The organism is Pseudoalteromonas peptidolytica (assembly GCF_012641745.1).
Taxonomy (GTDB): Bacteria; Pseudomonadota; Gammaproteobacteria; order Enterobacterales; family Alteromonadaceae; genus Pseudoalteromonas; species Pseudoalteromonas peptidolytica.
In genome coordinates this window covers 14,755-39,517 of sequence record NZ_WEHZ01000041.1, presented here as the reverse complement: position 1 = coordinate 39,517, position 24,763 = coordinate 14,755, and the positions used below count along the sequence as shown (strand labels likewise).

The following is a 24,763-nucleotide window of genomic DNA, read 5'->3' as shown; positions in this document are numbered from 1 at the left end:
ACATAGAAGCTTGCATGGAATGATATTAACAGTCTTGGGTGCGCTGATTGCATACAGCCACAAAGAAAAAAAGCCATCAATTTCTATTGATGAACTGATGGCTTAAACCGATCTCGGGTTAATTAAGATAATTGGTATTAAGCCAAGCTGAAGAATAATGAGTAATCCTACTTTTTAGTCACGGCTCAAGCCTATTAGGGCACTAGGCAAGCCATGCCAGAGTCTTGGCTAATAAAATATTTTATTATAACTTCTTTTGATAAGAATCAGTTTCCTTCCAATTTTTGTAATAAATTTCTGTTAGGGCTCTTGAGAAATAACACAATCGTGCCAATACTATTGTTAAGGGTAAACGCAAAAGAAGGATTGCATATGAAGATTAATTTGTCTGGCCATCACGTAGATGTAACCGATGCTGTTAAAAACCACGTTCATGAAAAGTTTGCCAAGATTGCTAACCACTTTCCATCGTTGTTATCCCTTGACATCATCGTCAGTAAAGAACACAAACAATTTTATACGGAGATAAGTACAAACTACGCAGGAAGCCGAATATCGGTAAAAGGCGAAGATGAAGTAATGTATCCAGCAATAGCTAAAGCCTCTAAAAAGTTGGATTCAGCTTTAAAGCATCGTAAGGGTCAGCTCAAAGCAAATAAACACCAAAAGCCAGTGAGCACCACCCCTCCTATCGCGCATGAGATCATTCAAGAAATGGAACTTAAGTAAAATTCAGATTATCCACAAGGCCCCTCGGGGCCTTTTTTGATACAATCCCACTAATCGTCGTATGTGTAAATCTTAGAATCTATGTCAAATTATCAAGATATTTTAGAGCAGGCTGTCCAGCGTGTTAAGCCGTTACTACGTCAAGGTAAAGTAGCAAACTATATACCCGCATTGGCTCAGCAGCCGCTTGAGCAGTTTTCTGTTGCTTTACACACTATTGATGGTGAAACATATAGTGCAGGTGATGTCACTGCGAGATTTACAATACAGTCAGTTTCTAAAGTGATGACTCTGACTTTGGCATTACAACGTTATGGTGATGAACTTTGGCAGCGAGTTGGAAAAGAGCCTTCAGGCACTGCATTTAATTCTTTAACTCAGCTTGAGTTTGAAAATGGGATCCCCAGAAATCCGTTTATAAATGCAGGTGCTATTGTTACTTGTGACGCACTCTACTCTCGGTTATCCGCACCGATCCACACGATGTTGGAGAGCTATAGAGCAATGTCAGGTAACAATAAATTATGCATTAATAAGATTGTTGCTCAGTCCGAGTACGATCATCGTTATCGCAATGCGGCTATGGCTTATTTAATGAAATCGTTTGGTAACTTTAATAATGAAGTAGAAGATGTGCTGTGGTCGTATTTTAACTTCTGTGCGATTGAAATGAATACGACAGAGCTAGCAAGGTCATTTTCATACCTTTCCAACCAAGGGGAATGCAGCATATCAGGACAGCACATACTTTCTAAAAAACAAACTAAGCAAATGAATTCTCTACTATTCACAAGCGGCCTTTATGATGCTGCGGGTGACTTTGGCTATCGAGTTGGCATGCCGGGTAAATCAGGTGTAGGAGGAGCAATAATAGCAATAGTGCCTAATCGCTTTACTATCTCAGTATGGTCGCCTGGTTTAGATAAAGTTGGTAACTCATTAGCTGGGATTGCTGCACTTGAATATTTATCCAATGAACTTGGCACTGCAATTTTTTAAGTCGCTCAAGTAAAAATAAAGCTTCAAATAATCATATTTTGCTACCAATCTAAGCCAAAATAAAAATAGCGACCTGAGTCGCCATTTTTATGTTGAGAGTTACTGTTCCCAGTACGATTGTTCTAGTGAATCTTCTCGCTCGGGAAGTCCTCTGGAGAGCCTTGGTGAATGCTGAACCAAAACCTCATAACTTGCTCTGTTAGCGTATTTACTGATCTGTGCAAGGGATGAGTAGGTAATCGCGCTTTGTTCATGCTTTGCTGAGTTTGGTACATTTAATTTATGATATTCGTTAGCGCAAATATCATGCAATACTGCGGCAAGTGCACAATCGCCAGCACCATTAGTGTTCTTGATAATGTCCGGCCCACCCATGTATGGTGCCGTATGGCTGTATGCCTTAATAGGCTGTTGGCATAGTGACTTTTTCATTGCACGAGAAAATTCGTAACGATTAAACTCTGGAATTGCGCCTGGCAGAAGTGGGTACTCAGTTTCTCGTTTACAGCTATCATCGACGTAACCTGCCATAAACAATCCTTTAGGGCCTGCTGTACAAATGACAAGATCAACCCAATCTAGTGCTTTATCAGCAGCAAGGAGCGGATCGCTATGCCCTGTAATCGCTTCGCCTTCTTCTTCGTTCATTGCCAAAATGTCGACATGTTTCGCTACAAAATCAGCCCACCAAACAGGATCTTGTTCAATTAAAAATTTAGTTCCCAAAGTGAGTACTACTGGAACTCCTGCTTTGTTTGCATACTCAACCGCTTGCATGGTGGCTTGAGTCATTGTTTCATCGCCACTGGTGCGCATCAAATAAGCGCTGATCACTAACGCTGATGATTCTTGGATAAGCGTTTGGCAGATAGATTCTGGACGTAGATGATTCATCAGTCCTGCGCTGATAGCAAAAGTACGCTCGCCACTGTCATCGATCAGTGTAAAACAGCGACCTATAGGCCCATCTACTGGTTGTAGGTAGTCCAAGTCTACTCGGCTTGAGGTGTTACATAAAAATTTATAGGCGTAGCTACCAATTTTAATGTTTTCACTCATAACCCCAAGCAAAACAGAACGGTCGTCCGCTAAAACTGAATAGTTGTGCATGGTATTACCAATGGTACCGCCAGCAAATTCATAGTCGATCATGTCATCACGTTTTAGCCTATCGTATAGGGCGTTGGTGACATCATTGTCTATCACTTGTGACATACCGCGCTGTAAGTGGAACTCATCAAGAAATGCTTGATCCACTTTGGCCTCAATATCAACGACGATTTGGTCTATACCGCAGATATAGCTCCTTTTTAGCCGATCATCAGCGTGTAACTGGTTAATAAGCGGATCTTTATCTTCCACCGGAAAATAGTGTTTATGCCTACGGCGTCCCGGAAATTTCATATTCTACCCGTGTGTTTTTGAGCTTACGAAATAAAAAAAGCGGCGAATTATAGCGTAAATCCTACCCTATGAGCCACGGCAAAATTGCGAAAATTACTAATAAACTCCGTAAAATATTAAAAAAATGTTGGTAACATCTTGAGTTTGCTTATAAAAGCAGCTTTATCTATGACTAAGTTTATTTAAGAATAGCAGCTTAACCGTGCCAACGCTGAAGGTGGTATACTCTGATTTTAAGTGAATAGACGGTTAGGCAAATCATGTCAGAAGTAAAAGACGATGAATATTGGATGCAGTTAGCGCTTAAATATGCAGACAAAGCTGAAGCGGAAAATGAAATCCCTGTGGGGGCGGTAGTGGTGAAAGAGGGGGAAATGATAGCTGCTGGCTGGAATCGTTCCATCACCTGCCATGATGCTTCTGCACATGCTGAAATGGTGGCTATTCGAGAAGCAGGTAAAGTCATCGAAAACTACCGACTTATTGATTGTACGTTATACGTGACACTTGAACCTTGTCCTATGTGTGCAGGTTTGCTTGTTCATAGCCGTTTAAAGCGAGTTGTGTTTGGTGCCCCAGATGCGAAAACCGGCGCTGCGGGTTCAATTATGAACTTATTACAGCATGAGAAACTGAATCACCAAATAGAGGTGACATCTGGCGTGCTAGCAGAGGTGTGTGGAAACAAGCTGTCTGCTTTTTTTAAGCGCAGACGAAAAGAGATTAAGGCTGCAAAGAAGTTGAAACAAGGTAGTACTTAGGGTTGTACTACCGTCGATGCTGTACTTGTTTCTCTTTGCTCTTCCATTTGAATAAGAGCAAAAATACGATGGCGAAGCAGCATTTTTCTGTGTGCATTTTTCATCATTACCCGACGGCGATTTGGTGACGTGTACTTGGTATTGCGTTTAAACTGATGATTCCGACGTCTTCTCAACATAGAACCTCCGAATGTGAGAGATTAAATGGGGCTATTCCCCAACAGTAACTTAGTATTAATACGTGATGCCTGTGACAGATTTATGACCGCTTAGTGCATTTATCAAGCCACAACAGTAATTATTAGTCACTATTTTTTAGCGACATCATGAGGTTGTTTTTGGTTTGTTTCAGGGATTGCTTGCGAAGAAGTTATGTTGTCATCAGGAAGGAGCGCGCCATTCTCCTCTAGCCATACTAACGCGTCATAATAGCGGCGAATATTATCTACATACGTAACCGCAACATCACCACGAGCATATCCATATTTTGTATTTCGATAGTAGCGCTTTTTAGTAAGCAGTGGTAGTCGTTTTTTAACGTCAGCCCAGTTATTTGGATCCCCCCCTTGCTCTTTTGTGATAGCGCGCGCATCACGGACATGTCCCCAGCCAACATTGTATGAGGCTAATGCGAGCCAAGTGCTATCTGGTTGCTGTATTTCGTCGGGCATACGATTAAATAGAATACGCAAATATTTTGCTCCACCTTCTATATTTTGCTTGGCGTTGAGGCGATTCGTTACTCCAACTTGTTTAGCTGTAGGTTGAGTTAACATCATGATCCCTCTGACTCCTGTGGGCGATTTTGCTTTTGGATCCCACATCGACTCCTGATAACTTACTGCCGCAAGCAGGCGCCAGTCTATATTGTGTTGTGTAGAATATTCTTTGAACCACTTTAGATATGTGGGGAGGGTGCTGTGAACAGCCTCTACAAATGCTAGAGTGTTAACATAATTAAATTCTTCAACGTGACCAAAGTACTTTTCTTCTAAAGTTGCTAATAAGTTATTTTTTTTTGCACGAGCAAAAAATGCGGGCAGTAAGGCATAAAGAGAGTCATCTTTTTCACTGCGCATCATCCATGCTACGTGCTCATCTTGGGTAACAGAAAAAGCAATACTCACTGTTGGGTGATAACGACGAAATAAAGCTAATGAGTGAGAATCTGTAATGGTATAGTCAATCTCTCCATCAATGATGGCTTGTAGTAACTCTTCTTCTCCCTTATCAGACACAACATCCCATGTTAAATGAGGATATTGAATTTTGGCTTCCTCTAATGCAATGACATGGTTGCTATGTGCCAGTACTGTGATAGGTGCGTTAATATCATCAAAGTCTCTTGGCCAGTCTCTGCCTTGTTTGTAGACAAGCTTCTGACTGATCGTTCTGTAGGTTGGGCCAAAGCGATATTGCGCTGTTCTTGATGGGTGAAAGCTAATCGCTGAAGCGACGATATCGAGATCTCCAGCGTCTAATCTTGCGAATAGTTCATCTAAACTAAAATAGGGGACAATGTGTAATGCAACGCCAAGCTCATTAGCAAACTCACTCGTCAGTTCATACTCAAAGCCTTGCTCTCCAGCGGTACCTTGATAGTAGTTTCCCGGGCCCGCGAGCGTACCAACACGCAATACTTTATTTTGTTTTATCTGCTGTAATTGATTAAGTGGGGCTTTGTCGCACCCAACTAAAAAGAGGACAACAAAGCACATAAAGATGTATTTTAACATGGCCCAGATCTCTTGTGCGCTCGAATTATCAACTTACCGCAGCAAAATCATAATTGCAAAAGCCGAATTAACTTAAGGTAATGATAGATTTGCATGATATTTTCTAGTTTTGACAAATTAGTGTTAATTCCAAGCGCTATTTCCACTATAATGAGCGCCCAAGATATCGTTCAATCCTTAACCCCGGATGAAAATACCTATGTTAATCCTACGTGGTGCACCTGCACTTTCAGATTTCAAAGTCCAAAAGATCCTTAAAACCTGCGCTGCAGCTCAATTACCAGTTACCAATGTTTATGCCGAGTTCATGCACTTTGCTGATTTAACGGCTGAGCTTTCAGAGACTGAATTAACCAAGCTAAACAGCCTGTTAAAGTACGGACCGACTATTACGGAGCATAAGCCTGAGGGCAAACTGATCTTGGTCACACCAAGAGTCGGCACTATCTCTCCTTGGGCTTCTAAAGCGACAGATATTGCAAACAACTGTGGTCTTACGCAAGTACACCGTGTTGAACGTGGTATTGCTTATTATGTTGAGGGTGAACTAACACAAACTCAGTTTGAAGAAGTTGCGCAGTTACTTCATGACCGCATGACAGAATCGGTTCATACAGAACTTGATGATGCAGCTAAATTATTCCGTACCGAAACGCCTCGCCCAATGTCTTCAGTGGATATTCTTGGCGGCGGCCGTGAAGCATTAGCGGTTGCGAATGTTGAGCAGGGCTTTGCACTTGCTGATGACGAAATTGATTACTTAGTCGAAAGCTTTGAAAAGCTTGGTCGTAACCCTAACGACATTGAGCTTTTCATGTTCGCTCAAGCGAACTCTGAGCACTGTCGTCACAAAATTTTCAACGCCGATTGGACTATCGATGGTGTAGAGCAGCCTAAGTCGCTGTTTAAAATGATTAAAAACACCTACGAAACCAATAGCGACAATGTATTGTCGGCGTATAAAGATAACGCTGCGGTTATGACCGGCTCTAAAGCTGGCCGTTTCTTCCCAAATACTGACGGGGAGTACGCGTACCACGAGGAAGATATCCACATTCTGATGAAAGTGGAAACGCACAACCACCCAACGGCGATTGCGCCATTTTCTGGCGCATCAACAGGTTCCGGTGGTGAGATCCGCGATGAAGGTGCAACCGGTCGAGGTTCTAAGCCAAAAGCAGGTTTAGTTGGTTTCACCGTTTCTAACCTTCGTATTCCAGGTTTTGAGCAACCTTGGGAAACTAACTTTGGTAAACCAGGACGCATTGTTAATGCTTTAGACATCATGCTTGATGGCCCTCTTGGCGGTGCAGCATTTAACAACGAATTTGGTCGTCCAAACCTCTTGGGTTACTTCCGTACCTACGAAGAAAAAGTAGAAAGCCATAACGGCGCTGAAGTACGTGGTTACCACAAGCCAATCATGATCGCAGGTGGTTTAGGTAACATCCGTGAAGATCACGTGCAAAAAGGCTCAATCCCTGTAGGTGCTAAGCTAATCGCACTTGGTGGTCCTGCAATGAACATCGGCCTTGGCGGCGGGGCTGCTTCATCAATGGCATCTGGCCAATCAAACGAAGATTTAGACTTTGCTTCTGTTCAGCGTGAAAACCCTGAGATGGAACGTCGTTGTCAGGAAGTGATCGACAAATGTTGGCAACTTGGTGATGATAACCCAATTGCGTTTATTCACGATGTGGGCGCGGGTGGTTTATCAAACGCATTCCCTGAACTTGTCGACGACGGCGGCCGTGGTGGTAAATTCCAGCTGCGTAATATCCCGAATGATGAGCCAGGCATGGCACCACACGAAATCTGGTGTAACGAGTCACAAGAGCGTTATGTATTGGCAGTTGCAGCGGAAGACTTTGCTCGCTTTGAAGCAATTTGTAAGCGTGAGCGCGCACAATATGCGGTGATTGGTGAAGCGACAGAAGAGCGTCACCTAACCGTCGCCGATAGCCACTTTGATAATAATCCGGTTGATTTACCACTAGACGTATTGCTTGGTAAGCCGCCTAAAATGCACCGTGATGTTGAGTCAAAGCATGTAGAAGGTAAAGCATTAGATACCGCAGGTATTGAACTTGACGATGCAGCTAAGCGTTTACTTCGCCTACCAACGATTGCTGAGAAAACCTTCCTTATCACGATTGGTGACAGAACCGTAACGGGTTTGGTTGCACGTGACCAAATGGTTGGCCCTTGGCAGGTACCAGTGGCTAACTGTGCGGTAACGGCGGCAACTTACGATACTTACCACGGTGAAGCGATGTCCATGGGTGAGCGCACCCCCGCGGCACTACTTAACTATGGAGCATCGGCTCGTCTAGCAGTAGCAGAAGCGCTAACCAATATCGCTGGTGCTAATATCGGTAGCCTCAACAACATTAAACTTTCTGCAAACTGGATGGCGGCTGCGGGTCACCCAGGCGAAGATGCAGGTCTTTACGAAGCAGTTAAAGCGGTTGGTGAAGAGCTATGTCCTGCGCTAGGTCTTACAATCCCAGTTGGTAAAGACTCAATGTCGATGAAGACAAAGTGGGATGAAGATGGCGAAGAAAAGTCAGTGACTGCGCCGTTGTCACTTATCATCACTGCATTTGGTCGTGTTGAAGATATTCGCAAAACAGTCACGCCTGAGCTTCGTACTGATAAGGGTGAAACCAGTCTATTCCTACTTGACTTAGGTGCTGGTCAAAACCGCCTTGGTGCGTCAAGCTTAGCGCAAGTGTACAAGCAACTTGGTGACAAGACCCCTGATGTTGACAGCCCAGAGCTATTAAAAGGCTTCTACAATGCAGTACAAGCGTTGGTTGAATCTGGCAAGCTTATCGCTTACCACGACCGCTCTGACGGTGGTCTATTCACCACTGCCGCGGAAATGGCATTTGCTGGCCACACAGGTGTGAGCATTGAATTAGATACGCTCCAAGGTACTGACATAGAAGTACTATTCAATGAAGAGCTAGGTGCGGTATTACAAGTTCGCAATGACGACATTGCAGCGGTTGAAGCAGTATTTGCCGAGCACGGTATTGCTGATATTGCACATCGCATCGGTACGCTAAATAGTGAAGATAAAATTATCTTTACTCGTGATGGTCAAACGGTACTTGAAAATACTCGCACTGAGCTTCGTACTATTTGGGCTGAAACCACTTACCAGATGCAAGCACTACGTGATAACCCAGATTGCGCGAAGCAAGAGTTTGACGCTAAGTTCGATAACAAAGATCCGGGCCTTAATGTTAAATTAAACTTTGATCTAAATGAAGACATCGCAGCGCCTTACATTGCAAAAGGGGTGAAGCCACAAGTTGCTATCTTACGTGAGCAGGGGGTGAACTCGCATCTTGAAATGGCTGCAGCATTTAACCGTGCTGGCTTTGCGGCAATCGACGTACATATGAGTGATATCCTTGAAGGTCGCTTAACACTAGAGCAGTTCAAAGGCCTAGTGGCATGTGGTGGCTTCTCATACGGTGACGTTTTAGGTGCTGGTGAAGGCTGGGCTAAATCAATCCTATTCCATGACTCTGCACGTGAGCAATTCCAAGGTTTCTTCCAACGCCAAGATACCTTCAGTTTAGGTGTGTGTAATGGCTGTCAGATGCTTTCTACATTGAAAGAGCTGATCCCTGGCACGGAAAACTGGCCACGCTTTGTTACTAATAAATCAGAGCGTTTTGAAGCGCGTTTCAGCTTAGTTGAAGTGCAGCAAAGTTCATCAATCTTCTTTGATGGTATGGCTGGTTCTCGTATGCCAATCGCGGTATCACATGGTGAAGGCCATGCTGAGTTTGCAAGTGAAGCAGCGGTACAAACGGCATTGGATTCAGGTTCAGTTGCTGTGAAGTTTGTTGATAACTACGGCAATCCAACTACTCAGTACCCAGCTAACCCGAATGGCTCGCCTGCTGGTATTACGGGTATGACCTCAACAGACGGCCGTGCAACTGTGATGATGCCGCACCCTGAGCGTGTATTCAGAGCAGTGGCAAACTCTTGGCACCCTGATGAGTGGCAAGAAGATAGTCCTTGGATGCGCATGTTCCGCAATGCGCGTAAGCTAGTAGGCTAACGCAGAAATTAGAAAAGGTCACTTCGGTGGCCTTTTTTATTCATGGCTCGATAATTTTCTATCGGGTAAACTGAAAGGAAAATAGCAATTATATTTTAGGGATACGAATGAAAAAGTGGCTTTGGAGCTTAGTGTTGATACTCAGTGTTTTAGTGGGTGTTTACCTTGCCAGAGTTCCTTTGTCGCTCTGGGCTATAAAACACTTTATGCCTGATAATGAAGTTCAGATCAGCTGTCTTGACTGGCGCTTGTCGGGCTTCAATCGTATCCATATTACAAAAGCGTGTGTGCAGACAGAGGCGTTTAATGCCCAGCTTTTTGATACGCAACTAAGCATGCGCCAAGTCAATATTGAAAAAGCTGACATACAATTGCTTCCGCCCAAAAATTCAGATGCAGCTCAACCACAGCGCCTTGTTTTGCCACTCGATATCGCCAGGCCCAAAATGCGTATTGCCAAGCTGTCTATATCTGGCGAGCCATTACCAAAGCCATTAGTTGTGTCGATTTCGGAGTCCGAGCTCAATCAATTTGTAGTATCAGGTGACATCGTTGCAGAAGTTACCTTGCAGCCAGAGCGTATTGCTGCAAATGTTGAGCTAAGTGGCGAGTATCTTAGGACTTTGTTACCTCCTCAGATCCAAGCCCTTTCAGGAACTAGCCAACTTGTATTCAATGGCTTGGCTCTGGATGCAGAGATGGAGCTTGAGACTTTACTAGCGCTTGAACAGGCTGAGTGTAAAGGTAGTGCTGCGTATATTGGCGCTGTGTCAGGGCGGTATGATTTAACCAACCAGCAGGGGAAGATAGCACTTGCCGAGCCTATCTCAGCGAAATCAACGCTTGATTGCTTTGATTCTGAATATCGCAAACTGCTACCTAGCACTTGGCAGCTTCGTTTACCGAGTGAAATTATTATTTCTGCGAAAGCTGCCTCGACAGGTTCGCTCGAAGTAATAGGGGAAGATAAGTCGTTACAGCTTGAAGTTAACGAGTTGGCAGTCGACTTAACTGAGCCTTTCGTCAATGGTGATATTCGCCTTGAATTTGCCGATGAAAAGTGGGGCGCGCATACACTGGCTGGAGCGTTTAGTGTGCGGCCAAATTTTGTTGATATGAGCGGGGAAATCACAAGTGACCTTCAAAAGCTTACACTGCAAGATGTTATTGCTGAGAACCTTGAGCTCAATAGCCGCTTCAAAATATCGGGTGATCCAACCGAGCTAATTAAAGTTGAAGCTCAGCCGACTATATTCTCAACCCAGTTGTCGACATCAGGTTTAATGATTGATAATCCATCTCTGAAGCTTGATTTACATGCGCAGCTAGATGTGCCAAAACTCAAAAGTGAACATCGTCTACACAGAGTCTTACCTGAGGGAATGAGTTTTGCGATAACGCTTGATTCAACACTGCGAAACCTGAATGTCGAAAATGTAACTGCAAAGCAGAGCACGTTGAGCGGGCGAGTGGTGTTAGAGCCTACACACGATTTTGATATCAACCTCAACTTAATTAGTGCACAGATACAACAGCAGAATTACAAACTGAATGAGTTAGTGCAGACACTCCGTTGGCAAGGCTCTGTCGCGACAGGTGAGATCTTTTCAACCTTGTCGGGCAATACTAAGGTAGCAGAAGTGAACTTAGCTGATCTTAATTTGAAAGATGTGAGCATTGAAAGTAAAGGGCAGCAAAGTCGCGGATTAATGGCGTCACATGTGATTAATATTGATGGTGTAAAGGCGTTGTTTGAGCATCAATACTCAAACTTAAAACATCCAGCACAATTACATGTGCCCACGCAGCAACTCACTCAGCTTCAGCCATACATTGATGCCCTTTTACCCGAATTAAAGATGACGAATGGAAACTTCTATGCAGTACTCGAAGGGGATTTATCCACGCGTATATTTACCTTAGATGGTGGCATTCAAAACGGCTCTGCGTTATTTAATGAGCGGCTTATTCAAAATGCAGCGGTTGATGTCTCCGCCCAATTAGGTTCAGCTAATATTCAACTCAAACCAACCACACTGAGTGTTGAAGAGTTGAGAGCTGGGGTTATTGTCCAAGCAATACAGGCTCAACTTCTCAGTGAAGCTGGCATAGTAAAACTCAAAGATATTGGTGCACAAGTTTTTGCCGGTAGCATCAACATTGAAGAAGTTAAGCTTATACCAACGCCACAGGAGGTTCAGGTATCGTTAGATAAACTGAGTTTAGACCTTATTGCCGCCTCTGGACATGATGCTGGTGTTGAGCTCAGAGGGCTGATCTCGGGCAAGCTACCAGTACAAGTTTCTTCATCTGGGGTACGCATTGATTCTGGTCATATTCATAATGTTAGTGAGGGGCTATTAAAGGTTGAAAACAATGCGTCAATTAATGCCTTAAAAGCGCAGCAACCCAGCTTACAAACGGTGATAGGTGTACTTGACGAATTAACGATTGAACAGTTGAGCAGTGGCGTAAATTTAAGTGAAGATGGTTGGTTGGATTTAGATGTTAAAATTACAGGAATTAACAAACGCCAACAACAACCAGTAAACTTTAACTATACACACTCGGAAAATGTGTTTACCTTATTACGAGCCTTACGCTTGAGCGACGAGATCACGCGCGAAGTGGAAAATGCGTTAAATAAAGAGGAGCGTTAGTGAATGAAATGGATGCTAGTGATATCAGCTTTATTGGTGTTAAGTGCTTGTACTCATAAGGTGCAAGTAGAAACCAAAGAGCCCATAACGATCAACTTAAATGTAAAAGTCGATCACGAGATCCGTGTGAAAGTGGATAAAGAACTCGACAACTTATTCAGCGAAGACAGTGAGCTATTCTAAGGAGGATTTATGAAGCTTAAAGCAATCTCTACCCTAATTATTGGACTCAGTATGAGCTTCGCCGCATTCGCAATTTCTATTGACGATGCTAAATCACAGGGTCTGGTTGGTGAAACTACATCAGGCTATCTTGGTGTGGTAAAAAATGGCCAAGGTGTACAGCAGTTAGTCAATGAAGTGAATGAAAAGCGCAAACAGAAATATCAACAGTTAGCGAAAAAGAACGGTATTACCCTAGAGCAAGTAGAGGCTCTAGCGGCTAAAAAAGCGTATAACAAAACGCAATCAGGCCACTATATTCAGGTGAGTGGCCGCTGGGTGAAAAAGTAACTCTCCCAAAGTCTCATAAGGAAAGGCTGACTTTGCCAGCCTTTTGACTATTTATCCGGAGCTTAGATTATTTACCCTTGTGGCATTGCTGAAGTAAATGCTGCCAGAACGCTTCCCCTTTTCGCCTTGCCAGACGAATGTTATTTTCAGGGATCTGCTCCGGGTCGTCATATTCAGCTAATGCTTGAGCCATGCTCTCTTCGCGGATCAAGTGAAGTGTTGGGAATGGTGCGCGGTTCGTGTAATTTGCCGCATCATCTTCATCACTATCAGCAAACACATAATTTGGGTGAAAGTTTGCAATTTGATAAGTCCCCTCAAACCCTTGCGCGACTAATAACGCGTTTGCAAGGTCGACGAGATCCAAAAAGTCGTCAAAATTACTAAAACCTTTATCAAATATAACTAGCGTTGTTTCTCGCTCTGGATGGTGGTTTAACTCTGAGCACTGCTCTAGCATATCCATTACGGCATCGTCATAACTTATCGCTTGAGACACGAAATAATGAATGCTATTACTTTCTACCTCTTTTCGAGCGAATGGACAAAAGTTGTATTTCACAATGACTTGGCTAACCCAGTTTTGCATTGTAGAGATGACTGTATTCATGAATTATTCCAAGCTCTTATTTATTAGTTTCATGGTTTTAGCAATAGCTCCGGTATTTTCAACTAGTACTGATTTAGCGTTAGCACCGGTTTGCGTTCGAAGCGATTTATCTTTAAATAGCGTAATAATTTCAGCGGCAAGCTTGTCCTCATCATCGACTACGATGGCACCTTGTTGCGCGATAAGTTGAGGATATATATGCGCAAAATTATAGGTATGTGGGCCGGTTAAAATAGGCACACCGTGAGCCGCGGCTTCTAGTGGGTTATGACCGCCGCGCTCAATCAAGCTACCACCAATGTAGGCGATATCGGCACTTCCAAATAGCCACTTTAATTCTCCTAAAGTATCCGCTAACAAGACCGAGGCTTCTGTGTTTATGTTGTCGCTGCTCTTTCTGGTAAAAGTGATCTCTTGCTCACTGAGGTGGTCAGCAACTGCTTGAAACTGCTCGGGATGACGAGGCGCGATAATAAGTAAGGCATTACTTACTTGCTTTAATACTCGCTGATGTGCAGCAATAATTTGCTCATGTTCCTTAGGGTGTGTAGATCCTGCAAGCCAAATTACTCGCTCGGGGTAATTTGCTTGAAACTGTCTTGCTTTTGTAATTTCTTCTTCAGTGATTGAGATATCAAACTTGATTGAGCCGGTAATGTGAAGTTTAGATTGAACAAGCCCGAGTTTGATGAAACGCTCGCCGTCTTCTTCATTATGGGCTGCGAGTCCGTCTATGTTATTTATCAGGCCTTTAGTTAACCAAGCATGCTTTTTATAACCTTGGTATGATTTTTCTGAGAGTCTGGCATTGACGACCAAGGTTTTACATTGACTTTGTTTGGCGTAGTGAAAAAGATTTGGCCACAGCTCAGTTTCCATCACAATCAGGAGTTGGGGTTTTAGAATTGAAAAAAACCGTCTCGTGGCAAAGGCAAAGTCAATAGGAAGATAGCAGGTATGTACTTGAGCAATATTGTTGAGTGCTTTTACAATTTCTGCTCTGCCTGTTGGTGTATTACACGTAATAATAACAGGTGTATTCTCACGTGTTTTCAATATTGACTTGATGAGAGGGGTTGCAGCAAGCACTTCACCAACTGAGGCACAATGGATCACAATACTGTGTGGTGGTAAGCTCGCAAGGCCACAGCCAAGACGCTCGGTAAAGTTGGCGCGATAGCCAAGGTTTTTTTTACCCCGAATGAAATATAAATAACTTAATAGAATAGGTGCTAATACAAGCAACAGTAGGGAGTAAAATTGGCGCGCCATGAAAATCGCTTCAGTTTGTAAAATCATGATTTTACCTTGTTCTCACCTAAATTAGAATGAACAACACAATTTTACACAGTTCAACAGATGCCTCTGTGCCTTTGGTTTGGTAATATTTAATCTATTAAATGTAATGGAATGACAAAAATGAATTTAGCTCAAGTACTTGCTTGTTGTGGGATATTTGCTTCAAGTCTGGTTGTAGCAAGTCCTACGGCTTATTTGCCAATTGGTCAAGACCCACTTTTGGAATACCAAATAGACAAAATGTTTGCAATGACGGTAGGAACACCTATGGCAAAGCCTTACCGCATTAGTGAGATCCAGATGAATTTGCTGCAATTAAGGCACATAGATCCGGCCTTACAACGCAGTATTAGCCAAGGTATTGCACCGTATCTGCAAGATGATGGGATCACTCAAAAGTCTATTACACTGCGAGTAGATAGTGGTGAAGAGCAGCAAATTGCCAATGATAGAGGGAACATGAGTGGCGAATATGCTGAGCTAGGCATAGCTGGAGTTTGGCGCGGAAGCGACTCGAGTATTTTGCAAATTGGCGCTGAGTATCGAGCAGAAGCAAACAAGCTGGTGGCATACAATACTTTTTACGGTATGTCTTTTGGTAACTTACAACTGAATTTAGGTTACAAAGAACATTGGTTCTCGCCATTTAAACACTCAGCACAGGTTTACTCAAATAATGCAAAACCACCACTGTCAGTCTCTCTAGGGCTGGTTGTACCAATAAAAAATTGGTGGAATTTTGATTTTGAGCTGTTTTACTCGGAACTAGAAAGTGTCGATAAGGGGATTAAATACCAAGGTACCTTGCATGATGGAACGCCAAAAGTAGCGGGTACTCACTTTAGTATAGAGCCGATTTATGGTTGGAAAATAGGGCTAAATCGTGTTTTGCAATTTGGTGGCGGCCCTAGAAAGGTCGACTTTAAGGATTTTATAAAAGCGTATATAGACCCAGCAGGAAGTGATAATAAAACCGATGATTTAACACAAGACGATGAGCTTGGAGATCAGTGGGCCACAATTACGACAAGCTTTACTACCAATTATGGCACGCGAGCGCAGTGGTATTTAGAGTATGGTGGTGAGGATACAAACAACCACAAAAACTACTTATTTGGTAACACTGCGACTAGCTTTGGCGTGTATTTGCCACAACTAACATCCACCACTTCGTTACGGTATGAATATACCGACATGGAAAGTCTATGGTATGTGAATGAAATATACGAAACACAGGGAAATAGTATTGATGGTTTCGTTGTCGGTCACTTTGCAGGTAATCATCGCCAGTTTGATGATGGTGCACCCACTCAAGTTCATGTTTTAGAAGGTATCTATCAAGCCGACTATAGCTCACTGTGGCGTGCTAAGCTTTCTGTGATTGATAATGAAAGCAATTATTTTAATGAGCTAGGTGAAACAGGAGCTGAGTATGAGCGAGGGTATGAACTAGAACTTGCCCACATCGGTGAAGCATACAATAAGCAAATCGAAACCAAATTAACCTTAGGTAAAGATGTCTTTGGTGAGAATTACACTTGGTTATCAGTACATGTATACTGGTAGGTATACACGGGCTGAGCAAAGAAGAGTTTAGGAAAAAATATGTCATTGAATGAACGAGTAGCACAAAGTTACTTAGCGAGTTTACAGCGTCATGTCGACGTGTTCGAAACTATGGCTAACTACCATCAAGAATGTATAGCATTACTAGAAGCATGCCAGAGTACATTGGCAGCTGGAGGAAAGGTTATATGGTTTGGTAATGGTGGTAGCGCTGCGGATGCACAGCACCTGGCGGCGGAGTTTGTCGTGCGTTATAAACTTGAGCGTGGACCTTTAGCATCAATTGCCTTAACTACAGATACGTCTATTCTTACCGCACATAGTAATGACTACCATTTTGACTCGGTATTTGAGCGTCAGGTACAAGCATTGTGTAAGCCGGAAGATATGGTGATTGGCTTAACCACTTCAGGCACCAGTCCAAATATTAATTTAGCGCTACAAGCGGCCAATGATATAGGTGCTTATACTGTTGCGCTAACCGGTCGAACCGGTGGCAAAGTGAAGGATATCGCTAAGTTACCTATCATTATCGCTAATGATGAAACTGCACGTATTCAAGAGGCACATATGTTCATTGGTCATTGGCTGTGTGAAGCTGTAGATATGCTAGTTGAAGCGGAGCAACAAGCATGAACCTAGCGGCACTACAACAACTTAACCAAGCCAGCGTGTTAGTCGTAGGCGATGTGATGCTTGACCGTTATTGGCATGGCGATACAGGCAGAATATCTCCTGAAGCACCGGTACCGGTGGTTAAAGTGAGTGCGTTGGAAGATAAAGCGGGCGGCGCTGCAAACGTTGCGAAAAATATCGCCCACCTTGATGGTAAGGTTGGATTACTTGGACTCATTGGTGAAGATGACAACGGTAAGACGCTAGAAGCTATTCTAAAACAGGACAACATAGCATCGAGTTTGGTCAGTGTGATTGAGTGTCCAACGATTGCCAAAATGCGCGTGATTAGCCGTCATCAACAGGTGGTGAGACTAGATTTGGAAGAACCTTTTCAGTTGTCACATAGCCAATTATTGCTTGCGCGCTTAAAACAAGAAATCGACAACTACGACTTCGTTCTGTTCAGTGATTATAACAAAGGCGCATTATCCGCTATTTCAGAGATGATAGCAGTAGCAAAAGCTGCAGGTAAAACTGTGCTTATTGATCCCAAAAATAGTGACTTAAGCCTATATCAAGGCGCTGACTTTATAACACCCAATTTAAACGAATTTAAGTTAGCTGGCGGCGATGCAAGCTCAGAAGATGCATTAACCTCAAGTGCCCGTAAGTTGCTTAAAACGGCTGGGATTGGTGCGATGTTACTGACGCGTTCAGAGCAGGGCATGTCTTTGATCACAGCAACGCAGAAGCATGACTTTCCAGCTCAAGTGCAAGAAGTAAGTGATGTAACGGGCGCGGGTGACACGGTGATCGCCACACTCACGACTATGCTTGGGGCTGGTATGCCAGCTAAAGATGCGGTAGAAGTGGCGAATATTGCAGCGGGGATTGCTGTGAGTAAGCTTGGCGCTGCGACAGTGTCACCAGAAGAGCTAAGCCGCAAGCTAGGTCAATATCTACGCGAAACAGGCGAACATTACCAAACACCATTTGAGGAAGTGTTGAAGCATATTTCTTTTGCGAAACAAAATGGTGAAACGATTGTTTTCACCAATGGTTGCTTTGATATTCTCCATGCCGGACACGTTCGTTACTTAGCACAAGCAAAAGCAATGGGTGACAGATTGGTTGTCGGTCTGAATAACGATGAGTCTATAGCTCGTCTAAAAGGGCCTGAGCGTCCAATAAACCCGCTACAGGAGCGCGCTATGGTGCTGTCAGCCCTCGCCTCGGTAGATTGGGTTATCCCATTTGGCAGTATCGAAGAAAATGATACGCCAGCTAAGCTCATAGAGATGATCAGTCCCGACATTTTAGTCAAAGGGGGTGATTACAAAGTAGAAGATATTGCAGGAGCTGGGCATGTTCTTAATCAAGGCGGTAAAGTCGAGGTGTTGCCATTTCTGGATGGATGCTCGACTTCGAACGTGATTAAAAAAGCACAGCTGCAAAAAAGTTAAACGGACGTGCGGTATGCTTGAAGCAGTGCTTGCCACTGATTATCGTCAAAATGAAAGGTCGGCCATTTGCCGGCCTCTTTTTTAAAAGAGCGCTGCAAGCGTTCGATATTTGCCTGTTGCCATGGCGTTGCCGGTGCCAGAATTTTACCTTTATCAAAGTCAATGAGAAAGACTTCGCCATCACCGCTAAACAAAATATTGTTGATATTTAAATCATCATGGTACGCACCTGCTTGATGAAATTTAGCGATTGTTTGACCTATTTTCTCTAATTCGATGTTTTGAAGAGCGCGGGATTGTAGAATTTCACAAACACTAATCGCATCTTCTACCGCTTCAGTGATGATATCTCCACGGTAAACACCAAACCTAGCTGAGACTCTAGCTGCGATTGGAGCGGGCACAGGTAAGTCCTGTTGTTTTAGGTGCTCAAGTAATTCAAACTCTTGATATACTCGGGTATCTTTCAAACCAAAAAACAAATACTGGTCGCTTAGTAATTTACCAATTAAGCCACCACGATAATAATGCTTGAGCACGACAACCTTATCATGAAGTTTTACAAACCAAGCGGTCGCTCTACCTTGTTTAGAGCCGACAATCGCATTATTTTTTTGCCAATATTCCGGTTCAAACATTTCTGCTGACACCGTCAACGCAGAGTGAGTGGGGGTAAGTAAAAAATAATGTGATTGCTTAGAGATTTGCACAGTGTCAGAGTTCTTGGTGACTAATTGTTTTATTCTAACGACTTTTCTCGGTCAGTGAAACTTGCAAACTTGTTTGATTAATTTAAGATCAAGCACCTATTACTTTCCATGAGAGCAAATATTTTGAGCAACTCCTTATCCTCTATTTGTATTTTGCGACTGTCAGCGATTGGTGATGTTTGCCATGCTGTTAGCGCGGTGCAAGCAATTCAACGAGCGCACCCACAGGCTAAAATTACCTGGGTAATAGGAAAGGTAGAAGCCATGTTGCTAGCCGGTTTACCTGGTGTCGAGTTGGTGGTATTTGACAAAAAACAGGGGAAAGCTGCGCTCAAAGCTTTGAAAGCGAAGTTTAAAGGGCAAAAATTTGATGTTTTGCTACATATGCAGGTTGCATTAAGAGCGAACCTCGTTGCTCGTGTTATCCCTGCAAAGCAAAAAATTGGATTTGATAAGGGGCGCTCAAAAGAGCTTCATAGTTTGTTTATTAATAAACGTATCGCTGCACAACAGTCGCCTCATGTGTTAGAGGGCTTTCAAAATTTTGCTCGTGCAATCGGTGCTGAGTGCGCGAAACCAAGCTGGAATATGCCTGTCACCGATGATCATAAAGCGTCTGCCAAAGCATTACTGCCAGAGGGGAAAATCTTTGTTATTTCACCTGCAGCGAGTAAAGCCGAGCGCAACTGGTTACCTGAGCGGTATGCTGCGCTTGCAGATCATGCAATGAAAAGCGGCTTCAACGTCGTTATAACTGGTGGGCCTACGGAGCTGGAACAGAACTTAGCAGCTGACATTCAAAAGCATACTCAATCCGCACTGTTAAATCTTGTTGGGAAAACAGACTTAAAAACGCTCTTATGTATACTTGATCAAGCCGATGTAGTGTTAGCGCCAGATACAGGCCCTGCACATATGGCTGTGACTGTAAATACTCCCGTTATTGGTTTGTATGCACATTCAAACCCCAAGCGAACAGGCCCTTACTTGTACCAAGATTATGTGGTTGAGGTTTATCACAAAAACTTAGTGGCGCAAAAAGGGAAAACTGCTGATGAATTACCTTGGGGAACGCGTGTAAAAGGGCGCGAGTTAATGTCGCAGATAGAAGTGGCAGACGTTATCGCAATGTTCGACCGCGTGGTTAAAGAGCAGGAGCTTAATTCATAATGCACAAAGCAATCTTTTTAGATAGAGACGGTGTGATTAACAAAGATCATGCGTATGTGCATCAAATCGCCGATTTTGAATTTATCGATGGAGTATTCGATGCGTGCAAACAGTTTGTTCAAGCCGGTTATAAAATCGTAGTAGTGACCAACCAGTCGGGTATTGGCAGAGGTTATTATGATGAAGCACAGTTTCACCTATTAAGTGATTGGATGTGTGCACAATTTATGGCTCGTGGTATAGAAATCACAGGGGTGTACTTTTGCCCTCATCACCCTGAGAAAGCCAACGCACCTTATAACGTTGAGTGTAGTTGCAGGAAGCCAGAGCCTGGGATGTTGCATCAAGCGATTGCAGAGCATAATTTAGATCCAGCACAAAGTATCATGGTAGGAGATAAAGTTTCAGATATTCAAGCTGCCCATGCTGCGGGGCTGGCTACCACAGTGTTAGTCGAATCAGGACAGCGCTTCACTGATACGCAAAAACAGTTAGCTGATTATGTGTGCAAATCGTTGGGATCAGTGCCGCAAGCATTATCTATCTTATAGTAAAGAAACTTTGCTGCTAACCGTCGCAAATCGTGCATTTATTGTGTGAACCTTTTAAAATACAGGTATTTTTTGAGTAGCTGCCATACACTGGCTGCTGCTTGCCAAAAACTTGAAGGCGTTAATAACAGCATTCAAGCGTAAATTTCTGATAGTTAAGCACTATTCTGTACAAGCAGTATACAATTGACTATCACCGTGCAAATAATGGAGACTCCCAGATGAGAGCATCGGCCTTCTACAGCCAGCTTCAGCAACAAATTGAAGAAGTAAAAGCTGAAGGATTATATAAAAAAGAGCGTGTTATTACTTCACAGCAACAAGCTGAGATCGCGGTATCTACAGGCGAAAGTGTTATTAACTTTTGTGCAAATAATTACCTTGGCCTAGCTAACCACCCAGAGCTTATCAAAGCGGCACAACACGGCCTAGAAGATCATGGTTTTGGTGTTGCTTCTGTGCGCTTTATCTGTGGTACACAAGATATTCATAAAACGCTTGAAGCGAAGATCAGCGAATTTCTAAAAACAGAAGACACGATCCTTTATTCTTCATGTTTTGACGCCAATGCGGGTTTATTTGAAACCATCTTAGGCCCTGAAGACGCTATTATTTCAGATTCACTGAATCATGCCTCAATCATTGATGGTGTTCGCCTTTGTAAAGCTAAACGCTTCCGCTACGCTAATAATGATATGGCAGATTTAGAGCAGCAACTTATTGCTGCGGATGCTGCTGGTGCAAAAACGAAACTCATCGCGACAGATGGTGTTTTTTCAATGGATGGGGTTATCTGTGATTTAGAAGCTGTTTGTGACTTAGCTGATAAATACAATGCACTTGTGATGGTTGATGACTCGCATGCTGTCGGTTTTGTAGGTGAAAATGGTCGTGGTACTCCTGAGTACTGTGGTGTTCTAGACCGAGTAGATATTATTACTGGAACACTTGGTAAAGCGCTTGGTGGCGCGTCTGGCGGTTACACCTCAGGTAAAAAAGAAATCGTAGAGTGGCTACGTCAACGCTCACGTCCTTATTTATTCTCAAACTCTTTAGCTCCTTCAATCGTTACCGCTTCAATCAAAGTATTAGATATGATGAAAGAGGGCGACGCTCTGCGTGCTAAACTCTGGGATAATGCCGCTTACTTCCGCACCAAAATGGAAGCTGCTGGGTTCACTTGTGCAGGTAAGGATCATGCCATTATTCCAGTTATGCTAGGAGATGCAAAAGTAGCGTCAGAAATGGCTGACAGATTATTAAATGAAGGTATTTATGTTATCGGGTTTTCGTATCCAGTAGTACCTAAAGGTCAGGCAAGGATCCGTACACAAATTTCAGCTGCACACACCACTGAGCAGCTAAACAAAGCAATCGAAGCCTTCACCCGTATCGGTAAAGACTTAGGCGTAATTTAATTTTGCACCCAGTTTTTAATTGGGGCAGCTAACGAGCGAATACTATGAAAGCATTATCCAAGTTGAAAGCAGAAGAAGGAATTTGGATGACGGATGTGCCAAAACCAGAAGTTGGGCACAATGATCTTTTGATCAAAATCCGTAAAACGGCCATTTGTGGTACCGATGTACACATCTATAAGTGGGATGAGTGGGCGCAAAATACGATTCCAACTCCAATGGTAGTTGGTCATGAATATGTTGGTGAAGTCGTCGATATGGGACAAGAAGTGCGAGGTTTTAGCATTGGCGACCGGGTATCTGGCGAAGGCCATATTACCTGTGGCCATTGTCGCAACTGTCGTGCAGGACGTGTACACCTATGCCGAAATACCATTGGGGTAGGCGTAAACCGCGAAGGGTCATTTGCGGAGTATCTCGTTATTCCTGCTTATAATGCGTTTAAAATCCCAGACAATATCTCTGACGAGCTAGCGTCTATCTTTGACCCATTCGGTAATGCAGTACACACGGCATTGTCATTTGACTTAGTGGGTGAAGACGTATTAATTACAGGTGCTGGCCCAATAGGAATTATGGCCGCCGCGGTTGCTAAACATGTTGGCGCGCGTCATGTGGTGATCACCGATGTAAACGAATACCGCCTTGAGCTTGCAACTAAGATGGGAGCGACAAGGGCAGTAAATGTTGCCAATGAAAGCCTAGAGACAGTAATGAAAGACCTTGGTATGACCGAGGGCTTTGATGTGGGTCTTGAAATGTCGGGGGTGCCTTCTGCTTTTAAAGGTATGCTAAATAGCATGAACCACGGTGGTAAAATTGCCATGTTAGGTATTCCACCTTCGGATATGGCTGTAGATTGGAATCAAGTGATTTTCAAAGGCTTGGTTATCAAGGGTATCTATGGTCGTGAAATGTTCGAAACTTGGTATAAAATGGCAAGTTTGATCCAATCTGGCTTGAACCTTGACCCAATTATCACACATCAATTCCACATTGATGAATACCAAACAGGCTTTGATACGATGATTTCTGGCCAATCGGGTAAAGTTATTTTGAACTGGGATTAGGGTCTGTTGACCTTTGCTCCCAGCATCAATGAGCAGTTATAATACAAAGACGGCTAAGCCCACATTGGGTTTAGTCGTCTTTTACTTTTTAGGTATTAAAATAGGTAGCACATGTCCTTTAAACATATTTCAGTAGCAGACACACATGCACTCTTAAGTAATGAAGAAGTGGTTATTGCAGATATACGCGATGAAAACACTTTTACTCAGGGGCATATTCCTGGCTCTGAGCATTTATCAAATGCCAACCTTGCACACTTTATGCAGGAAAAAGAGTTCGATCAGCCAATAATAGTGGTTTGTTACCATGGCATTTCATCACAAGGCGCTGCAAACTATTTGGTAGAACAAGGTTTTGAGGAAGTCTATAGCATGGACGGTGGCTTCACACAGTGGGCAAGTGAACTGCCTAACGAGATCGAAAAGTGAAATTAATTGCCCATTATCACAACCCTCGACTTGCTCAAGGGGCTGTTGACTATATAAAGACTCAGGGGATTGAGTGTATTTTACGTAGTCATGATGGGCAACAAGTTGAAGTGTGGCTTGAGCGTGGCGATGAGCAGCAAGCGATATATTTATGGCAGCAATTTATAGCCAACCCTGAGGCTAAACGGTATCAAGCCGCGTCTTGGCAAACGGGCAGTACTGCAGGGCTATTTAATTATCAAGGACAAAAGCTTAACCTAGTCCAGCGTTTTTTAACTCTGAACTGGTTACTTCAAGGGGTATTTGCTGTCAGTATCATAGTGTTCATCACTATGCTGTTTGGTGATGCTAACCATATCTTTTCATTATTTCGCTTTTCTTTGGATAAACCATGGGCTTGGATAACTCCTACGCTGATCCACTTTAGTGCAATACATCTCATTTTTAATTTAAGCTGGTGGTTACACCTTGGCGCTCAAGTTAGCAAACGTTTTGGACTTTGGTCTTTAATCTGTATTTATTTTGTGACAGGTACTACCAGTAACTTTATGCAGTTTGTATTTGTAGATGCTAACTTTGGTGGTTTAAGTGGTGTGGTTTATGGGTTACTAGGCTTTTGCTGGATTATTGGTCATAAAAACCCGCAACAACTACCATTAGTATCCAAACCAATTGTTGGTTTTATGCTGCTGTGGATGTTGTTTGGCTTCACCGATACATTTTTCATTAGTATGGCTAATTGGGCTCATTTGTTTGGTTTGTTATCAGGTATGTTTATTGCCGCGTGCTGGCCGAATAATCAAAATAAAAGGGAAGCATAAAAAGGTGCGGTCTTCTTGTGTTATGAGGGGCATGTAATAGCATTGAGCGTGTCTTACATGGAAGCGTTAATGCCGACGCTTCCTTATTGACTTTGTAGCTTATACCAATTTGACTTAATACTTGCTCAATTTAGAGGAGTAAATCTGACGCT

The 24,763-nt window shown here is 43.2% G+C and carries 22 protein-coding genes and 1 pseudogene; 17 read left to right on the top strand and 6 right to left on the bottom strand.

Annotated elements, in window-relative coordinates; all coding sequences use genetic code 11:
- From F9Y84_RS22645 to glsB, 3 genes and pseudogenes are all read left to right on the top strand, one after another.
- A pseudogene (locus F9Y84_RS22645) lies at nt 1-106 on the top strand (IS982 family transposase); the annotation flags it as partial.
- A 266-nt stretch (nt 107-372) separates the two neighbouring features.
- The gene (hpf, locus tag F9Y84_RS19790; RefSeq protein WP_125253285.1) at nt 373-729 is read left to right on the top strand and encodes a ribosome hibernation-promoting factor, HPF/YfiA family; all 357 of its coding nucleotides are present in this window, start codon (nt 373-375) and stop codon (nt 727-729) included.
- Between the two features lie 81 nt (nt 730-810).
- Nucleotides 811-1,728, top strand: coding sequence for a glutaminase B (glsB, locus tag F9Y84_RS19785; protein WP_147390352.1), 918 nt, complete (start codon nt 811-813; stop codon nt 1,726-1,728).
- 99 nt (nt 1,729-1,827) lie between these two features.
- Here glsB and F9Y84_RS19780 read toward each other — a convergent pair whose 3' ends face one another.
- Nucleotides 1,828-3,132, bottom strand: coding sequence for an inosine/guanosine kinase (locus F9Y84_RS19780; protein ID WP_125253283.1), 1,305 nt, complete (start codon nt 3,130-3,132; stop codon nt 1,828-1,830).
- A 260-nt stretch (nt 3,133-3,392) separates the two neighbouring features.
- On the opposite strand from F9Y84_RS19780, the gene tadA reads away from it, so the two are divergent.
- On the top strand, nt 3,393-3,893 hold the full coding sequence (tadA, locus tag F9Y84_RS19775; protein ID WP_128731857.1) for a tRNA adenosine(34) deaminase TadA: 501 nt from the start codon (nt 3,393-3,395) through the stop codon (nt 3,891-3,893).
- Here tadA and F9Y84_RS19770 read toward each other — a convergent pair.
- Both F9Y84_RS19770 and mltF read right to left on the bottom strand, forming a co-directional pair.
- Nucleotides 3,890-4,072 carry a hypothetical protein gene (locus F9Y84_RS19770; RefSeq protein WP_125253281.1) on the bottom strand — a complete coding sequence of 61 codons (183 nt, stop codon included), beginning with the start codon at nt 4,070-4,072 and terminating at the stop codon, nt 3,890-3,892. The genes tadA and F9Y84_RS19770 overlap by 4 nt on opposite strands.
- A gap of 129 nt (nt 4,073-4,201) precedes the next feature.
- Entirely contained in the window at nt 4,202-5,629 is a 1,428-nt protein-coding gene (mltF, locus tag F9Y84_RS19765; RefSeq protein WP_225740677.1) for a membrane-bound lytic murein transglycosylase MltF, read from the bottom strand.
- Between the two features lie 199 nt (nt 5,630-5,828).
- Between mltF and purL the strand changes: the two genes are divergently transcribed.
- The 4 genes from purL to F9Y84_RS19745 all read left to right on the top strand — a co-directional run bounded on the left by purL (nt 5,829) and on the right by F9Y84_RS19745 (nt 12,886).
- Nucleotides 5,829-9,713 carry a phosphoribosylformylglycinamidine synthase gene (gene purL, locus F9Y84_RS19760; protein ID WP_147390353.1) on the top strand — a complete coding sequence of 1,295 codons (3,885 nt, stop codon included), beginning with the start codon at nt 5,829-5,831 and terminating at the stop codon, nt 9,711-9,713.
- A gap of 107 nt (nt 9,714-9,820) precedes the next feature.
- Nucleotides 9,821-12,373, top strand: coding sequence for an intermembrane phospholipid transport protein YdbH family protein (locus tag F9Y84_RS19755; protein ID WP_147390354.1), 2,553 nt, complete (start codon nt 9,821-9,823; stop codon nt 12,371-12,373).
- Nucleotides 12,374-12,376: 3 nt separating this feature from the next.
- Complete coding sequence (locus F9Y84_RS19750) at nt 12,377-12,556, top strand: YnbE family lipoprotein (RefSeq protein ID WP_010374602.1); 180 nt, start codon at nt 12,377-12,379, stop codon at nt 12,554-12,556.
- Between the two features lie 9 nt (nt 12,557-12,565).
- Entirely contained in the window at nt 12,566-12,886 is a 321-nt protein-coding gene (locus F9Y84_RS19745) for a YdbL family probable chaperone protein (RefSeq protein ID WP_125253278.1), read from the top strand.
- 67 nt (nt 12,887-12,953) lie between these two features.
- Here the strand turns inward: F9Y84_RS19745 and F9Y84_RS19740 are convergent, their stop codons facing one another.
- On the bottom strand, nt 12,954-13,496 hold the full coding sequence (locus tag F9Y84_RS19740) for a DUF1415 domain-containing protein (protein ID WP_147390355.1): 543 nt from the start codon (nt 13,494-13,496) through the stop codon (nt 12,954-12,956).
- 3 nt (nt 13,497-13,499) lie between these two features.
- Nucleotides 13,500-14,768: a lipid IV(A) 3-deoxy-D-manno-octulosonic acid transferase gene (gene waaA / locus F9Y84_RS19735; RefSeq protein WP_147390363.1), complete on the bottom strand. Its 1,269-nt coding sequence runs from the start codon at nt 14,766-14,768 to the stop codon at nt 13,500-13,502.
- 147 nt (nt 14,769-14,915) lie between these two features.
- Between waaA and F9Y84_RS19730 the strand changes: the two genes are divergently transcribed.
- From F9Y84_RS19730 to hldE, 3 genes are read left to right on the top strand one after another with little or no spacing between them, the layout of a single operon-like run.
- Nucleotides 14,916-16,361 carry a capsule assembly Wzi family protein gene (locus F9Y84_RS19730; protein ID WP_147390356.1) on the top strand — a complete coding sequence of 482 codons (1,446 nt, stop codon included), beginning with the start codon at nt 14,916-14,918 and terminating at the stop codon, nt 16,359-16,361.
- Nucleotides 16,362-16,400: 39 nt separating this feature from the next.
- Nucleotides 16,401-16,997 (top strand): SIS domain-containing protein, encoded by a 597-nt coding sequence (locus F9Y84_RS19725; protein ID WP_147390357.1) that lies wholly within the window; start codon nt 16,401-16,403, stop codon nt 16,995-16,997.
- Complete coding sequence (gene hldE, locus F9Y84_RS19720) at nt 16,994-18,442, top strand: bifunctional D-glycero-beta-D-manno-heptose-7-phosphate kinase/D-glycero-beta-D-manno-heptose 1-phosphate adenylyltransferase HldE (protein WP_147390358.1); 1,449 nt, start codon at nt 16,994-16,996, stop codon at nt 18,440-18,442. The genes F9Y84_RS19725 and hldE overlap by 4 nt, the downstream gene beginning before the upstream one ends.
- Here the strand turns inward: hldE and F9Y84_RS19715 are convergent.
- Nucleotides 18,439-19,152 carry a 3-deoxy-D-manno-octulosonic acid kinase gene (locus F9Y84_RS19715; protein WP_147390359.1) on the bottom strand — a complete coding sequence of 238 codons (714 nt, stop codon included), beginning with the start codon at nt 19,150-19,152 and terminating at the stop codon, nt 18,439-18,441. The two genes, hldE and F9Y84_RS19715, sit on opposite strands and share 4 nt — an antisense overlap.
- Before the next feature lie 108 nt (nt 19,153-19,260).
- Here F9Y84_RS19715 and F9Y84_RS19710 point away from each other — a divergent pair, with 108 nt between their 5' ends.
- The 6 genes from F9Y84_RS19710 to glpG all read left to right on the top strand — a co-directional run bounded on the left by F9Y84_RS19710 (nt 19,261) and on the right by glpG (nt 24,611).
- Nucleotides 19,261-20,322 (top strand): glycosyltransferase family 9 protein, encoded by a 1,062-nt coding sequence (locus F9Y84_RS19710; RefSeq protein WP_147390360.1) that lies wholly within the window; start codon nt 19,261-19,263, stop codon nt 20,320-20,322.
- Nucleotides 20,322-20,873: a D-glycero-beta-D-manno-heptose 1,7-bisphosphate 7-phosphatase gene (gene gmhB, locus F9Y84_RS19705; RefSeq protein WP_128730004.1), complete on the top strand. Its 552-nt coding sequence runs from the start codon at nt 20,322-20,324 to the stop codon at nt 20,871-20,873. The genes F9Y84_RS19710 and gmhB overlap by 1 nt, the downstream gene beginning before the upstream one ends.
- Nucleotides 20,874-21,094: 221 nt before the next feature.
- On the top strand, nt 21,095-22,291 hold the full coding sequence (locus F9Y84_RS19700; protein WP_147390361.1) for a glycine C-acetyltransferase: 1,197 nt from the start codon (nt 21,095-21,097) through the stop codon (nt 22,289-22,291).
- A 44-nt stretch (nt 22,292-22,335) separates the two neighbouring features.
- Entirely contained in the window at nt 22,336-23,361 is a 1,026-nt protein-coding gene (gene tdh / locus F9Y84_RS19695) for an L-threonine 3-dehydrogenase (RefSeq protein WP_125253269.1), read from the top strand.
- Between the two features lie 111 nt (nt 23,362-23,472).
- Complete coding sequence (glpE, locus tag F9Y84_RS19690; RefSeq protein WP_125253268.1) at nt 23,473-23,790, top strand: thiosulfate sulfurtransferase GlpE; 318 nt, start codon at nt 23,473-23,475, stop codon at nt 23,788-23,790.
- Nucleotides 23,787-24,611, top strand: coding sequence for a rhomboid family intramembrane serine protease GlpG (gene glpG, locus F9Y84_RS19685; protein WP_147390362.1), 825 nt, complete (start codon nt 23,787-23,789; stop codon nt 24,609-24,611). The genes glpE and glpG overlap by 4 nt, the downstream gene beginning before the upstream one ends.
- The last annotated feature ends 152 nt before the right edge of the window (nt 24,612-24,763 follow it).